Consider the following 12,941-nt stretch of genomic DNA (forward strand, 5'->3'; position numbering starts at 1 on the left):
ACGGATATCCTACTGGAACCCGGCCGCATCGACCGAGCCCTTCGGACAGCCCGCCTTGGTCGTCGGCGCCGAGGCGAGCATGAGAGTGCTCAGCGAACTGTCGGGGCCGATCGGGCCGGTCAGGCCGAGCGTCAGCTCGCCGATCAGCCGCCTGCCGCTCGACGGATCGACCAGGCAGGAGACACGCACCCGCGCGCCCGACCCGGCGCCGAAGGCGCTGTCGAAGGCGCTGCGGATCTGGTCCGAAGTCAGCTGCTTGCCGACATTCCTGGTGAAGAGCTCGCGCACCGGCGAGGCATTCACCGCCCGGATCAGGTTCAGCGCCTCGGCAAAATACTCCTGCTGGCTCTTGCCGTAGCAGGTGCCGTGCTTGATCCATTCATGCCGTTCGAGCTTGGAGGCGGTGCCCGGCATAACCTGGTCGAGCTCGGCGCGCGTAGCGGCATCGAGATCGACCGGCGGCAGGTCTGCCCAATGGGCCGGATTGTCATTGGCCTTGTCGCTCGCCGGCACCTGGCAATAGAAATTGCCGTTCGGCTGCGGCCAGAGCCCATGCAATGTGAAATGCGACGCGTCGAAGCCGCCCGCCGTCTGCGCCTGGCATTCGGGCTTGCTCGACTTGGTTTCGCAGAAGGCCGGCTGCCAGCTCAGCGCGAAAACATATTCGGGTTTTCCTGAAGCCGGCGCCGCAGGGTTGCCCTGATCGGCGGGCGCGGCCGGCAGGGCGGCTGCGCTGCCGCCGGTGACATGACCGCAGCTGATCTTGACCCAGCGACGCTCAGGATCGGCGCCCGGCACGCGGATGAGGTAATGCGTCGGCGCATCCTTGTTGCCGGCCAGGAGGTCGTAGCTCTGTCCAGCCGTTGTCGCGATATTGCCGGGGTTCTTGCCGCTCTTGATTGCCTGCGTTGCTGGACAGGCAGCATCGGCCACGAAGGAGCCGCTCATCTTCACATCGGCGCGCGCTAGGCCGACACCGGCCAGCGCCACCAACACCGCACCCCATATCGCCGATATCCGCATTCCAGCACTCCTAGCGTTTCATAGCGCAAGCTAGAAACGTGTGACATGTCAGAATTACGATTTCTTTCGTCGGCCGCAAAAAACAATCGCTCGGTCGATCAGACCCCGCCCTCCTCGACCCGCTTCGTCAACATACGCAGCAGATCAAGCGCGGTCTCAAGCACGCGAGGCTCGATGCCCTCGCTGATGCGGTTGGCCCAGACATGCTGGCGCGTGCCGATATCCCTGATCGCGGCCCGGCCGGCATCGGTCATCGCCAGGAGCTTGGCGCGGCGGTGCGCCGGGTTGTCCGCATAGGCGGCAAGCCCTTCGGCGGCCAGAATATCGGCAAGGCGCTGCACGCTCTGGCGGGCAAGCCCCATGTCGCGGGCAATGTCGGCCACCGATTTCGGCTCCTTCAGCACCGCGCCCAGAACCTGCCAGCGCGCCGCCGTCAGCCCGGCAGGCTCCGCCAGCCGGTCGGCCGCGTCGAGAAACCCGCCATTCAGCCGGAACACGGCAAGCACCAGTTCGGTGAGCACATCTCCGGCTTCGGTCCTGCTTGTCATTTCTGGCCGGCCTCGATGGTGGAAACGAAGATGTTGACGGATTCAGCCACCGCCTCCGGCTTGTCAAGCATCACCCAATGGCCGGAACCGGCGACGGTTCTGTGGCCAATTCGGCTGCACAGCCGAAACAGGGCCGCCGCATTGTCATTGGCCTCCGTAGCCAGCACGAAGATCGGCCCGCGATAGGCGTCGAGCGTCGGTTCGGGATTCCATTCCGCCAGCGCCTTGCCGACGCCTGCCCGAGCCGCCGGATCGACCACCGCCGCATCGGCGAGGACCCGTTTGCGGACATCTGGATTGGATCCGGCGATCGAGGTGTAATAAGCGCTCAGGACGTCGCCGCCGTTTGGCCCCGCCAGATCGCGCACGAACCCGTCGCGAATCTCTTTGGGCAGGGCGCGCGGATCGGTCGCCGGATCGACCAGCAGGATGCCGGCAACACGGTCGGCATGGCCGGCGGCATAGGCGAGCGCGGCCCCACTGCCGCCGCTATGTGCAACGAGGACAAACCGCTTCAGGCCGAACGCATCGGCCACCGCATCAATATCGTCGGCACGGCCGTCATAGCCGTAGTCGGCATCAGCTGCAGGCGCCGATGCGCCATGGCCGCGAAAATCGAAGGCGACCGCCTCACGGCCACCTGCGGTGAGCTGCATCACCCGGTTCCACTGTGTGGCGCGGCTGCAGTCGCCATGCGCGAACAGGATCGGCAGGCCGTCGCCGGATTTGATGTCGTAGCCGGCAAGCTGGCCCTGCGGGCCGGCAATGGTTGAGATCTTCATGGTCATCTCCCTGGTCTGGCTGGAAGCAATGCCGGGCAGGAGCATTGCGGATGACAGGCTCGCCAGCAGAAACGCGCGGCGCGAAACGGTCGAAAAGGTTTTCATGCTCATGCTCCCTATTTTGACAGTATGCTGTCATATAATCAAATTGACAGCATACTGTCAATAGCCCTCCCCTTGACGCCGGTTACGCCGTCGCCCAACAGTCGCCGACGGGAGCGAGAGATGGCATTTGACGAGCAGACGACGCTGGCCTCACCGACCGGGGCCACGCTCAACCTCTATGTGAAGCACGCGAGCGGCTCTCCACGCGCCGTCGTCCAGATTAACCATGGCCTTGCCGAACACGCCGCGCGCTATGCCCGCTTCGCCGATTACCTCAGCACCGGCGGCTTTCATGTCTACGTCCACGACCATCGCGGCCATGGCGCGACCAAGGCGCCCGATGCCCCGCTCGGCAGGTTCGCCGGCACAAGCGGCCCGGCCAAGGTGATCTCCGATGTCGACGCAGTCCACGATTTGATTGCGAAGGAGCAGCCCGGCCTGCCGGTCATCCTGTTCGGCCATTCGATGGGTGCGTCGGTGGCGCTCAACTACCTGCTGGCGCACTCGCCGCGCGTCCACGCCGCGGCGATCTGGAACGGCAATTTCTCACAAGGCCTGCTTGGTCAGCTTGCACTCGCCATCCTCGCTTATGAGCGCTTCAGGCTCGGCTCCGATGTTCCCTCACGCGTCTTGCCCAAACTGACCTTCCAGGCCTGGGGCAAGGCGGTGCCCAACCACAAGACGCCGTTCGACTGGCTGTCGCGCGACGAGGCTGAAGTGGCCAAGTACATTGCCGACCCGCTGTGCGGCTGGGATGCCTCGATCTCGATGTGGCGCGATGTCGTGGAGATGGCGCAGAAAGGCGGCAAGGATGCGGGCTTTGCCGGCATCAGGCGCGACCTGCCCGTCAGCATCGTCGGCGGCGAGAAGGATCCGGCCTCCGACTATGGCAAAGGCATCGATCATCTCACCAAGCGGATGCGCGCGATGGGCTTTTCGAATCTGGTTTCAAAAATTTACGCCGACACCCGCCACGAAAGCCTGAACGAGGTGAACCGCGACACCGTTATGGACGATTTCGCTGCCTGGGCCGATAGCGTGCTCAAACAGTGACATCGCTGGCCTACCGCAAGGCCCGTGACAGCGGCATCCCGGGTTGATAGAGGCTGCGGTTCCGACCCGTTTTTGGTGATTTATGGCTGAACCTCCGCTGAAAGGCATCCGCGTCGTCGAACTCGCCCGCATCCTGGCCGGCCCGTGGGCAGGACAATTGCTGGCCGATCTCGGCGCCGATGTCATCAAGGTCGAGAGCCCCGATGGCGGCGACGATACCCGCAAATGGGGTCCGCCCTTCGTCATGAGCCATGATGGCGAGAACCTGTCGGCCGCCTATTACCACTCCTGCAATCGCGGCAAGCGCTCCATCGCGGTCGATTTCTCGACGCCCGAAGGGGCCGAGACGGTGCGCCGGCTGGTTGCCACGGCCGACGTTCTGATCGAGAACTTCAAGTTCGGCGGCCTCAAGAAATACGGGCTCGATTACGAGAGCCTGAAGGCGATCAATCCAAAGCTCGTCTACTGCTCGATCACCGGCTTCGGCCAGGACGGGCCTTACGCCTCACGCGCCGGCTATGATTTCATCATCCAGGCCATGGCCGGCATGATGTCGATCACCGGCGAGGTCGGGCGCGAGCCGCAAAAGGCCGGGGTCGCTATTTCCGACATCTTCACCGGCCTCTATTCGGTGATCGCCATCCAGGCAGCGCTTCGCCATGCCGAAAAGACCGGCCAGGGACAGCATATCGACATGGCCCTGTTCGACACGCAGATTTCCGCACTCGGCAACCAGAACCTCAACTATCTCGTCTCCGGCAAAGCGCCGGTGCAGATGGGCAATGCGCATATGAACATTGCGCCCTATGAGGTTGTCCCGGTCAGGGACGGCCACATCATCCTGGCGGTCGGCAATGACGGCCAGTTCGCCAAATTCTGCGCCGCCGTCGGGCTCGACCATCTCTCAGCGAATCCCGATTTCGCCACCAATCCGGCCCGCGTCGCCAACCGGGTGAAGTTGCGCGAGCACTTGATCGAGACGCTGAAGAATTGGGATCGCGACCCATTGCTGGCCAAGCTCGAAGCGGCAAGCGTGCCGGCGAGCCCGATCAACGACATCGGCCAGATGTTTGCCGACCCGCAGACGATCGCACGCGGCATGCGCCTCGACCTCGACGATGGCCATGGCAATCGTCTGCCCTCGGTGCGCGCGCCGATGGTGATGTCCGGCACACCGCTGGTCTATGAACGCCCTTCGCCGCGCCTTGGCGAACACACGCAAGAAATCCTTGCCGAACTGGAGAAGTCTGGACGATGAAGACCGGTGGACAACTGATTGTCGACGCACTCGAGGCGAACGGCACCGACCGCATCTTCTGCGTGCCCGGCGAATCCTATCTCGCGGTGCTCGACGCATTGCATGACTCGCCCATCCGCACCATTGTCTGCCGACAGGAAGGCGGCGCCGCCATGATGGCCGACTGCCAGGGGCGGCTGACGGGCAAGCCCGGCATCTGCTTCGTCACCCGCGGCCCCGGCGCCACCAATGCATCGGCCGGCATTCACATTGCCATGCAGGATTCGATACCCGTCATCCTGTTCATCGGCCAGGTCGCCAGCCACGCCAAGGAGCGCGAGGCTTTCCAGGAGGTCGACTACAAGCGCTTCTTCGGCGACATCGCCAAATGGGTGGTGGAGATCGACGATGCCGCGCGCATCCCCGAACTCGTCACCCGCGCCTTCGCCGTCGCGACATCGGGCCGCCCCGGCCCCGTCGTCGTCTCGCTGCCGGAGGACATGCTGACCAGTCTTGTCGACGCGCCCGCGGCCTTGCCGCACACGCCGGTCGAAACCCGGCCCGGCGAAGCCGAACTCGATGCTTTGGAAAAGCTTCTGGCCAAGGCCAAGCGTCCCTTCGTCATCCTCGGCGGCACACGCTGGGACGAGGAAGCGGTGGCACGTATGCGCACCATTGCCGAGGCCTGGTCGCTGCCGGTCGGCTGCTCCTTTCGCCGCCAGATGCTGTTCGACCATCTGCACCCGAACTATGCCGGCGATGTCGGCATCGGCATCAACCCGAAGCTGGCCACCGCCATCAAGCAGGCCGACCTGGTGCTGCTGATCGGCGGCCGCATGGGCGAGATGCCGTCCTCCGACTATACGCTGCTGAAGAGCCCTTACCCCGACCAGACGCTGGTCCATGTCCATGCCGATGCCGGCGAACTCGGCCGCGTCTACCGGCCGACCCTGGCGATCAACGCTTCGCCTTCGGCCTTCGTCGAGGCTTTTGCCAAGCGCAAGCCAACCTCCACGCCAGCCTGGGCGGATGAGACAGCGAAAGCACACGCTGCCTACCTCGACTGGTCGACGCCGCCTGAGACCGGCCCCGGCCCGGTCCAGATGGGGCCGATCATGAACTATCTGGAAAAGATTTTGCCCGATGACGCCATTTTCACCAACGGCGCCGGCAATTACGCCACCTGGGTGCACCGCTTCCACCGCTTCCGCCGCTTCGCCACCCAAGGCGCGCCGACCTCCGGTTCGATGGGTTACGGCACCCCGGCTGCGGTCGCCGCCAAGGCGCTCCATCCCGACCGCACCGTGATCGCCTTTGCCGGCGACGGCTGCTTCCTGATGAACGGACAGGAATTCGCTACCGCCGTGCAATACGACCTGCCGATCATCGTTATCGTCGTGAACAACGGCATCTACGGCACCATCCGCATGCACCAGGAGCGCGACTATCCCGGCCGTGTCGTCGCCACCGATCTGAAGAACCCTGACTTTGCCGCTCTTGCCCGCGCCTATGGCGGCCACGGCGAGACGGTCGAGAACACGGCAGATTTTGCCCCTGCCTTCGAGCGTGCCCGCGCCAGCGGCAAGCCGGCGATCGTCGAAATCAGGCTCGACCCCGAGGCGATCACGCCGACGCGGACGATGACGCAGATCCGCGACAAGAGCTGAGAAGTTAGCAGCGAAAGCCGAGTTCCGTCACACCCCCCTCTGTCCTGCCGGACATCTCCCCCTCAAGGGGGGAGATTGGATGTCATGTCGCCCTTCGCCAATCTGCAGCGTTGCAGACAGGGCGCTATGGTCAGAGCTGCTGATCTCCCCCCTTGAGGGGGAGATGTCCGGCAGAACAGAGGGGGGTGCTGTCCCGCCGACGCTGCCAAGACGATCGCCCCTTTCCTGATATCTACAAGCGAGCTATCAGACCGCTGCCAGCGCCTGCGTCAGGTCGGCGATAAGATCGTCCGGATGCTCGACGCCGATCGACAGCCTGACCGTGGTCTCCAGCACGCCGATGCGCTGGCGCACGTCGAAGGGAATGCCGGAGTGCGTCATCGCCGCCGGGTGGCTGGCGAGTGACTCCGTGCCGCCAAGGCTCACCGCCAGCTTGAATATTTGCAGCCCATTGAGAAAGGCGAAGGCCGCCTTCTCTCCGCCCTTGATATCGAAAGAAAATGTCGACCCGGCGCCGCTGCATTGCGCCTTGTAGGCCCGTCCCGCTGCCGTATCCTCGCCCAGGAACGGCAGGTAATGCACCTTCTCGACCTTGGCGTGATCGCGCAGGAATTCGGCCACGAGCCCCGCATTGTCGTTGGCGCGCTCCATGCGGATCGACAGCGTTTCCAGCGAGCGGCCGAGCATCCAGCAGGAATGCGGATCGAGCTGCGTGCCGATTGCGCCGCGCAACGCCTTGATTGGCTTGGTCACCGCCTTGCTGCCCATCGCCGCACCGGCGATCAGGTCGGAATGGCCGCCGACATATTTGGTCAGCGAATAGACGGAGACATCGGCGCCATGTTCGATCGGGCGCTGGAACACCGGGCCGAGCAGCGTGTTGTCGCAGACGATGATCGGCGTTGATCCTTGGCTTGCGCCGATCTCGTCGGCAATCTTCCGGATCAGTGCGATGTCGACCAGGCTGTTGGTCGGATTCGACGGCGTTTCGATGAGAATGACCGAGACACGCCCCTTCGCCACCGCTGCATCAGCAGCGGCCCGCACCGCCTTCTCGTCGACGCCGTCGGCGAAGCCGACAGCGCCGATGCCGAAGCCGGACAGCGTGCGCGTCAAAAGCGTCTCAGTGCCGCCGTAAAGCGGCTGCGAATGCAAGATGACATCGCCCGGCCGGGCATAGGCGAGCAGCGTGGTGGCGATCGCCGACATGCCCGACGAGAACAGGATGCAGGCGTCCGTTCCCTCATAGACCGCCAGCCGGTCCTCGACGATCTCGGAGTTGGGATGATTGAAGCGCGAATAGACCAGGCCGGACGCCGTGCCGCTCGGCGGCTCCTTGCGGCCGGATGTGTAGTCGAAGAAGTCGCGCCCCTCCTCCGCCGATTTGAACACGAAGGTCGAGGTCAGGAACACCGGCGGCTTGACGGCGCCTTCCGACAGTTGCGGATCGAAGCCATAGCTCAACATCAACGTTTCCGGATGGAGCTTGTGGTTGCCGATGTGGGTTTTCGACGGGCGCGGCGCGGTCATGGCTTTTCCTGCATCTGGAGGAGTCTCGTGCAGCAATTTATGCGATCCCGGTCCGCCAGTCCTTGCTATTTTCGGCCTCGCATGGCTGCATCCCGGCAACAAATTGCCGAGCGAGAGCAAAAGTGCAGCAGAAGATAGCCGACGATTTCGACCGCAAGATCCTGCGCGAGCTGCAGGCCGACGCCCGCATCACCAACAATGAGCTGGCGGAGCGCATCGGCCTGTCGCCGTCGCCATGTTTGAGGAGGGTACGCCGGCTGGAGGAGGCCGGCATTATCCGGGGCTATACCACGCTGGTTGATCCCTCCGCCTTCGGCTGGAACATGGTCGCCATCGCCACCGTTCGGCTCAGCCGCCAGAACGAGGACGAGATCGTCATGTTCGAGGACGCCATCCGCGGTTGGGAGGAGGTGCTGGAATGCCACCTCGTCACCGGGTCGCGCGACTATGTGCTGAAGGTGGTGACCGGCAGCCTCGAACAGTACGAGCGCTTCATCAAGGAAAAGATCGCGCGGCTTAAATGCGTCGCTTCGATCGAGACCAGCTTCGTCATGAACACCATAAAGGAACGGCGCCTCTGACATTTGGTCAAAGGCGCCGCTCTCGAGGTAGAAATTGCCTGGCCAGGCTTATTTGATCGCCTTGTCGGTGATGGCCGTGGTGTAGGCGCCGGTCGGCGCCTTGGTGATGATCTTCTGGTCGAGCAGCGCCTTGGCGGTGCGCTCGTAGGTCGCCGGGTCGAGCTTGCCGTCGGCATTGTCGATCAGCTTGGCGACTTCGCTCATCATCCGCTTCTGGTGGTTTTCGTCCTGGCCACCGCCGTCCATGACAATGCCCGCGGCCTCGTCATTGTTGTCGATGGCATATTTCCAGCCCTTCATCGAGGCGCGCACGAAACGCACCATCTTGTCTTCGAAAGCCGGATCCTTGAGCTTGTCTTCCGAGGCGTAGAGCCCGTCCTCAAGCAGGTCGTTGCCCATCGCCGAGTAGTTGAACACGGTGAGCTGGTCCGGCTTGTAGCCGGCATCGATCAGCTGCCAGTACTCGTTGTAGGTCATGACCGAAATGCAATCCGCCTGCTTCTGGATCAGCGGCTGGACGTCGAAGCTCTGCTTCAGAACCGTGACGCCATCCGGGCCGCCTTCGGTCTTCAGGCCGAGCTTGTTCATCCAGGCGTAGAAAGGATATTCGTTGCCGAAGAACCAGACGCCGAGCGTGTGACCCTTGAAATCGGCTTCGGTCTTGATCGGGCCGTCCTTCGGGCAGACCAGCTCCATACCGGCCTTCTTGAACGGCTGGGCGATGTTGACCAGCGGCACGCCCTTTTCGCGCGCGGCGAGCGCCCCGCCCATCCAGTCGACGATGACGTCGGCGCCACCGCCGGCGATCACCTGCTCGGGTGCGATATCGGGACCGCCCGGCTTGATGTCGACGTCGAGGCCTTCTGCTTCATAAAAACCCTTGGCCTTGGCGACATAGTAGCCGGCAAACTGCGCCTGCGTGACCCATTTCAGCTGCAAGGTCACCTTGTCGGCGGCCATTGCCTGGAACGCGGCCAGCGACATCGCGCCGGCCAGCATCGGAATGATCAGTCTTTTCATGTTTTTACCCTCTGAAGTTAACACCCGAACCCACCGCCCTATCCACCACGGACAGAGGGATGCCAAAACGTGACGGCTCTCTCGACGAGAGCGACCACGCCATAAAAGACCGAACCCGCCAGTGCTGCAACAGCGATTTCGGCCCAGACCATATCGATGTTCATCCGCCCGACCTCGGTCGAGATGCGAAAGCCCATGCCGACCACAGGCGTGCCGAAGAACTCGGCGACGATGGCGCCGATCAGCGCCAGCGTCGAGTTGATCTTCAGCGCGTTGAAGATGAAGGGCGCTGCCGCCGGCAGCCGGAGCTTCAAGAGTGTTGGCCAGTAGCCCGACGCATAGGTGCGCATCAGGTCGCGCTCCATATGGCCGGAGGCGGCAAGACCGGCAACCGTGTTCACCAGCATCGGGAAGAAGGTCATGATGATGACGACCGCGGCCTTGGACGGCCAGTCGAAGCCGAACCACATCACCATGATCGGCGCCACACCGATGATCGGCAGCGCCGAGACCATATTGCCGATCGGCAGCAGACCGCGGCGCAGGAACGGCACGCGGTCGGCCGCAATCGCCACCAGGAAGCCGGCGCCGCTGCCGATGACATAACCGAAGATCACCGCCTTGAAGATGGTCTGCCTGATATCGGCGCCGAGCACCGGCAGGGAACTGGCGATGCGCACACCGATGGCGCTCGGCGGCGGCAAAAGGATGAAGGGAATGCCGGCGCCACGCGTCACCGCTTCCCATATGATCAGGATCCAGGCGCCGAAGATCGCCGGGATGATGAGGCGCAGCGCCATCCGCGCCCCTTTTGCCATCGGGCGAAGCCCCGACAGCACCGCCACACAGCGCCAGGCCAGCAGCCAGGCAGCGGCGAGCAGCAGGAAATAAGGCGCCATTGCCGTGCCTTCGAACCCTGTAATGCCCGAGATCAGCATCCAGGCGACAAGGTGAGCGCCGATTAACAGCACCGCAGCCTCGGCCACCGCCGAAATTCTGATCATCGAGATCAGCCCCGCCAGCACGGCCAGGCCGATCATCGGGGTCTTTATACCGAAATAGGGGTAGTCGAAACTTGCCGTCGGGTCTGCAAGGGTGGCCGCTTCCGGCTTCGACATCGCGCCGAGCGCGACGGCGACGAGGCACAGCGCAATGGCCAGCACGGCTTGCCAGGAGGGCTTCAGCCAGTTCAAGCCGGCCTCCCGCCCATCGCGCGGTCAACGAGGCGCCCGGCTATGCCGACCACCATGACCAGAAGGGCCGCCACCACCGAGCCCGCCACAAGGGCGGACCAGATGTCGATCGACTGGCTGTAATAGGCGCCTGCCAAAAGCTTGGCGCCGATGCCGGCGACAGCACCGGTCGGCAGTTCGCCGACAATGGCGCCGACCAGGCTCGCCGCCACCGCCACCTTCATCGAGGTGAACAGGAACGGCACCGAGGCCGGCACCCGCAGCTTCCAGAAGGTCTGCGAGACACTGGCATTGTAGGTGTGCATCAGGTCGAGATGCATGAGTTCGGGCGAGCGCAGGCCCTTCACCATGCCAACCGTCACCGGGAAGAACGACAGGTAGGTCGAGATCATCGCCTTTGGGATCAGACCGCTGATGCCGATCGCCCCCAGCACGACGATGATCATCGGCGCCACCGCCAGAATGGGAATCGTCTGGGAGGCGATGATCCACGGCATCAGGCTGCGGTCGAGCGTCGCCACATGCACGATGCCAACCGCGATGACGATGCCGAGCGCCGTGCCGAAGGCAAAGCCGAGCAACGTCGACGACAGGGTCACCCAGGCATTGTAGACGAGGCTTCGGCTCGATGTAATGGGCCGCAGGAAGGTGTTCTCGAAGAAGTTCACCGCCACCTGATGCGGCGCCGGCAGCGTCGGCTTGGGCTGCGACAGCGTCTTGCCGATGAATTCGACGGTGTCGTGGGTTTCCCCGGCGCGCCGGTCGAGGTCGCGCTGGAAGGGCGCGTTTAGGATGACGGCGAAGACATACCAGAGCACCACCACGCCCAGGAGGATGGAGGTCACGGGGATGAGTTTTTCGCGGAAGGTGTCCATCTAGCGCGCCTCGCCAGCGGGGCGCCCTCCTCTCCCCAACGGGGAGAGGGTGGCCGGAGCGAAGCGGAGGTCGGGTGAGGGGGTAGAAATCTTTCCGTCGAGACAAGCCAAGATCGTATCCAGGACCGCTCGGCGCTCAGCCAAAACTTCGTGATTCCAGAAGCGCAGAACCGAATAACCTTGTCCGTTCAGCCAGGCTGTCCTGGCGGGATCGGTCAGTGAATCCGCGTGTTGGCTGCCATCAAGCTCGACAATCAGCCCCTGCTCGCGGCAGACGAAGTCCGCGATGAAAGGTCCGAGCGGCACTTGCCGCACAAATTTGTAGCCGTTGAGATGACGTCCTCTCAATTCCCCCCAAAGCCGGTATTCAGCTTCGGTCTCGTCAAACCGCAGCTTTCGGGCGCGAGCGGTTGCCCCGACATTTCTCTTGGTCGGATCCGTCGGCGCCGCCCCCTCACCCGACCTCCGCTTCGCTCCGGCCACCCTCTCCCCGTTGGGGAGAGGAGCCAGCCGGTCGTTCGCCCCCTCAATCATCATAGCTGTGCCCTGCCCTCAAGCCATCGCGTACCCTGGCCGCGATCGCCAAAAATTCCGGCGTCTCGCGGATGTCCAGTGGCCGCTCCTTTGGCAGCGTCGATTCGATGATGTCGGTAACCCGACCTGGGCGCGGCGACATGACGACGATGCGCGTTGACAGATACACCGCCTCGGGGATGGAATGGGTGACGAAGCAGATCGTCTTGTTGGTGCGCGCCCACAATTCCAGAAGCTGTTCATTGAGATGGTCGCGCACGATCTCGTCCAGCGCGCCGAAGGGCTCGTCCATCAGCAACAGGTCGGCGTCGAAGGCGAGCGCGCGGGCGATCGAAGCGCGCTGCTGCATGCCGCCGGAAAGCTGCCAGGGGTATTTCTTCTCGAAGCCGGAGAGGTTGACGAGCTCCATCGTGCGCTTGATGCGCTCGGCCTGCTCCGCTCTCGAAAGGCCGATGATCTCCAGCGGCAGCGCCACGTTACGCTCGATCGTGCGCCACGGGAAAAGGGCTGCCGCCTGGAAGACGTAGCCATAAGCGCGTTTCTCGCGCGCCTGTTCCGGCGTCATGCCGTTGACCGAGATCGTGCCCGATGTCGGTTTTTCCAGATCGGCGATGACGCGCAGCAAGGTGGTCTTGCCGCAGCCCGATGGGCCGATGAAGGAGACGAACTCGCCCTTGCCGATGGTCAGGTCGGCATTGGAGAGCGCCTCTACCGGACCGTCATTGGTCTGAAAGGTAAGGCCAAGTCTGCTTGCCGAGACGACGGCTGGCGATTGTCCCGTCATCGCTTGCTG

At 63.6% G+C, this 12,941-nt stretch carries 13 protein-coding genes; 4 read left to right on the forward strand and 9 right to left on the reverse strand.

Features of this window, described 5'->3' with window-relative positions; genetic code table 11:
- Positions 1-9: 9 nt before the first annotated feature.
- The 3 genes from NKJ77_RS04290 to NKJ77_RS04300 form a co-directional block, all read right to left on the reverse strand.
- A complete protein-coding gene (locus NKJ77_RS04290; protein ID WP_352534350.1) occupies positions 10-1,023 on the reverse strand; it encodes a ribonuclease T2 family protein in 1,014 nt (337 codons plus the stop codon).
- 98 nt (positions 1,024-1,121) lie between these two features.
- Positions 1,122-1,571 (reverse strand): MarR family winged helix-turn-helix transcriptional regulator, encoded by a 450-nt coding sequence (locus NKJ77_RS04295; RefSeq protein ID WP_023705574.1) that lies wholly within the window; start codon positions 1,569-1,571, stop codon positions 1,122-1,124.
- Positions 1,568-2,458, reverse strand: a complete 891-nt coding sequence (locus NKJ77_RS04300; RefSeq protein WP_352534352.1) for an alpha/beta fold hydrolase — start codon at positions 2,456-2,458, stop codon at positions 1,568-1,570. Before NKJ77_RS04300 ends, NKJ77_RS04295 begins: the two co-directional genes overlap by 4 nt.
- Positions 2,459-2,578: 120 nt before the next feature.
- On the opposite strand from NKJ77_RS04300, the gene NKJ77_RS04305 reads away from it, so the two are divergent.
- The 3 genes from NKJ77_RS04305 to NKJ77_RS04315 all read left to right on the forward strand — a co-directional run bounded on the left by NKJ77_RS04305 (position 2,579) and on the right by NKJ77_RS04315 (position 6,415).
- Complete coding sequence (locus NKJ77_RS04305; protein WP_023705577.1) at positions 2,579-3,511, forward strand: alpha/beta fold hydrolase; 933 nt, start codon at positions 2,579-2,581, stop codon at positions 3,509-3,511.
- An 82-nt stretch (positions 3,512-3,593) separates the two neighbouring features.
- A complete protein-coding gene (locus NKJ77_RS04310; protein ID WP_352534354.1) occupies positions 3,594-4,769 on the forward strand; it encodes a CaiB/BaiF CoA transferase family protein in 1,176 nt (391 codons plus the stop codon).
- Positions 4,766-6,415, forward strand: coding sequence for a thiamine pyrophosphate-binding protein (locus NKJ77_RS04315; RefSeq protein ID WP_023833920.1), 1,650 nt, complete (start codon positions 4,766-4,768; stop codon positions 6,413-6,415). Before NKJ77_RS04310 ends, NKJ77_RS04315 begins: the two co-directional genes overlap by 4 nt.
- Positions 6,416-6,661: 246 nt before the next feature.
- On the opposite strand, the gene NKJ77_RS04320 is transcribed toward NKJ77_RS04315, so the two are convergent.
- Positions 6,662-7,945 (reverse strand): cystathionine gamma-synthase family protein, encoded by a 1,284-nt coding sequence (locus NKJ77_RS04320; RefSeq protein ID WP_352534357.1) that lies wholly within the window; start codon positions 7,943-7,945, stop codon positions 6,662-6,664.
- A 122-nt stretch (positions 7,946-8,067) separates the two neighbouring features.
- Between NKJ77_RS04320 and NKJ77_RS04325 the strand changes: the two genes are divergently transcribed.
- A complete protein-coding gene (locus NKJ77_RS04325) occupies positions 8,068-8,526 on the forward strand; it encodes an Lrp/AsnC family transcriptional regulator (protein ID WP_023690839.1) in 459 nt (152 codons plus the stop codon).
- A gap of 48 nt (positions 8,527-8,574) precedes the next feature.
- Here NKJ77_RS04325 and NKJ77_RS04330 read toward each other — a convergent pair whose 3' ends face one another.
- From NKJ77_RS04330 to NKJ77_RS04350, 5 genes are read right to left on the reverse strand one after another with little or no spacing between them, the layout of a single operon-like run.
- Positions 8,575-9,546, reverse strand: coding sequence for an ABC transporter substrate-binding protein (locus tag NKJ77_RS04330; RefSeq protein WP_023682178.1), 972 nt, complete (start codon positions 9,544-9,546; stop codon positions 8,575-8,577).
- Between the two features lie 38 nt (positions 9,547-9,584).
- Positions 9,585-10,739, reverse strand: coding sequence for an ABC transporter permease (locus NKJ77_RS04335; protein WP_352534359.1), 1,155 nt, complete (start codon positions 10,737-10,739; stop codon positions 9,585-9,587).
- The gene (locus tag NKJ77_RS04340; protein WP_023668221.1) at positions 10,736-11,614 is read right to left on the reverse strand and encodes an ABC transporter permease; all 879 of its coding nucleotides are present in this window, start codon (positions 11,612-11,614) and stop codon (positions 10,736-10,738) included. Before NKJ77_RS04340 ends, NKJ77_RS04335 begins: the two co-directional genes overlap by 4 nt.
- Positions 11,615-12,151 (reverse strand): endonuclease domain-containing protein, encoded by a 537-nt coding sequence (locus NKJ77_RS04345; RefSeq protein WP_023705579.1) that lies wholly within the window; start codon positions 12,149-12,151, stop codon positions 11,615-11,617.
- A complete protein-coding gene (locus NKJ77_RS04350) occupies positions 12,141-12,932 on the reverse strand; it encodes an ABC transporter ATP-binding protein (protein WP_023830787.1) in 792 nt (263 codons plus the stop codon). Before NKJ77_RS04350 ends, NKJ77_RS04345 begins: the two co-directional genes overlap by 11 nt.
- Positions 12,933-12,941: the final 9 nt, after the last annotated feature.

The organism is Mesorhizobium sp. M0052, assembly GCF_040323255.1.
Lineage (GTDB): Bacteria > Pseudomonadota > Alphaproteobacteria > Rhizobiales > Rhizobiaceae > Mesorhizobium.

What these genes read in the sequence shown, in the direction of transcription:
- NKJ77_RS04310 (WP_352534354.1), top strand. Translation starts at nt 3,594, where the DNA reads ATGGCTGAACCTCCGCTGAAAGGCATCCGCGTCGTCGAACTCGCCCGC.
- NKJ77_RS04300 (WP_352534352.1), bottom strand. Translation starts at nt 2,458, where the DNA reads ATGAAAACCTTTTCGACCGTTTCGCGCCGCGCGTTTCTGCTGGCGAGC.
- NKJ77_RS04340 (WP_023668221.1), bottom strand. Translation starts at nt 11,614, where the DNA reads ATGGACACCTTCCGCGAAAAACTCATCCCCGTGACCTCCATCCTCCTG.
- NKJ77_RS04290 (WP_352534350.1), bottom strand. Translation starts at nt 1,023, where the DNA reads ATGCGGATATCGGCGATATGGGGTGCGGTGTTGGTGGCGCTGGCCGGT.
- NKJ77_RS04305 (WP_023705577.1), top strand. Translation starts at nt 2,579, where the DNA reads ATGGCATTTGACGAGCAGACGACGCTGGCCTCACCGACCGGGGCCACG.
- NKJ77_RS04295 (WP_023705574.1), bottom strand. Translation starts at nt 1,571, where the DNA reads ATGACAAGCAGGACCGAAGCCGGAGATGTGCTCACCGAACTGGTGCTT.
- NKJ77_RS04330 (WP_023682178.1), bottom strand. Translation starts at nt 9,546, where the DNA reads ATGAAAAGACTGATCATTCCGATGCTGGCCGGCGCGATGTCGCTGGCC.
- NKJ77_RS04345 (WP_023705579.1), bottom strand. Translation starts at nt 12,151, where the DNA reads ATGATGATTGAGGGGGCGAACGACCGGCTGGCTCCTCTCCCCAACGGG.
- NKJ77_RS04315 (WP_023833920.1), top strand. Translation starts at nt 4,766, where the DNA reads ATGAAGACCGGTGGACAACTGATTGTCGACGCACTCGAGGCGAACGGC.
- NKJ77_RS04350 (WP_023830787.1), bottom strand. Translation starts at nt 12,932, where the DNA reads ATGACGGGACAATCGCCAGCCGTCGTCTCGGCAAGCAGACTTGGCCTT.
- NKJ77_RS04320 (WP_352534357.1), bottom strand. Translation starts at nt 7,945, where the DNA reads ATGACCGCGCCGCGCCCGTCGAAAACCCACATCGGCAACCACAAGCTC.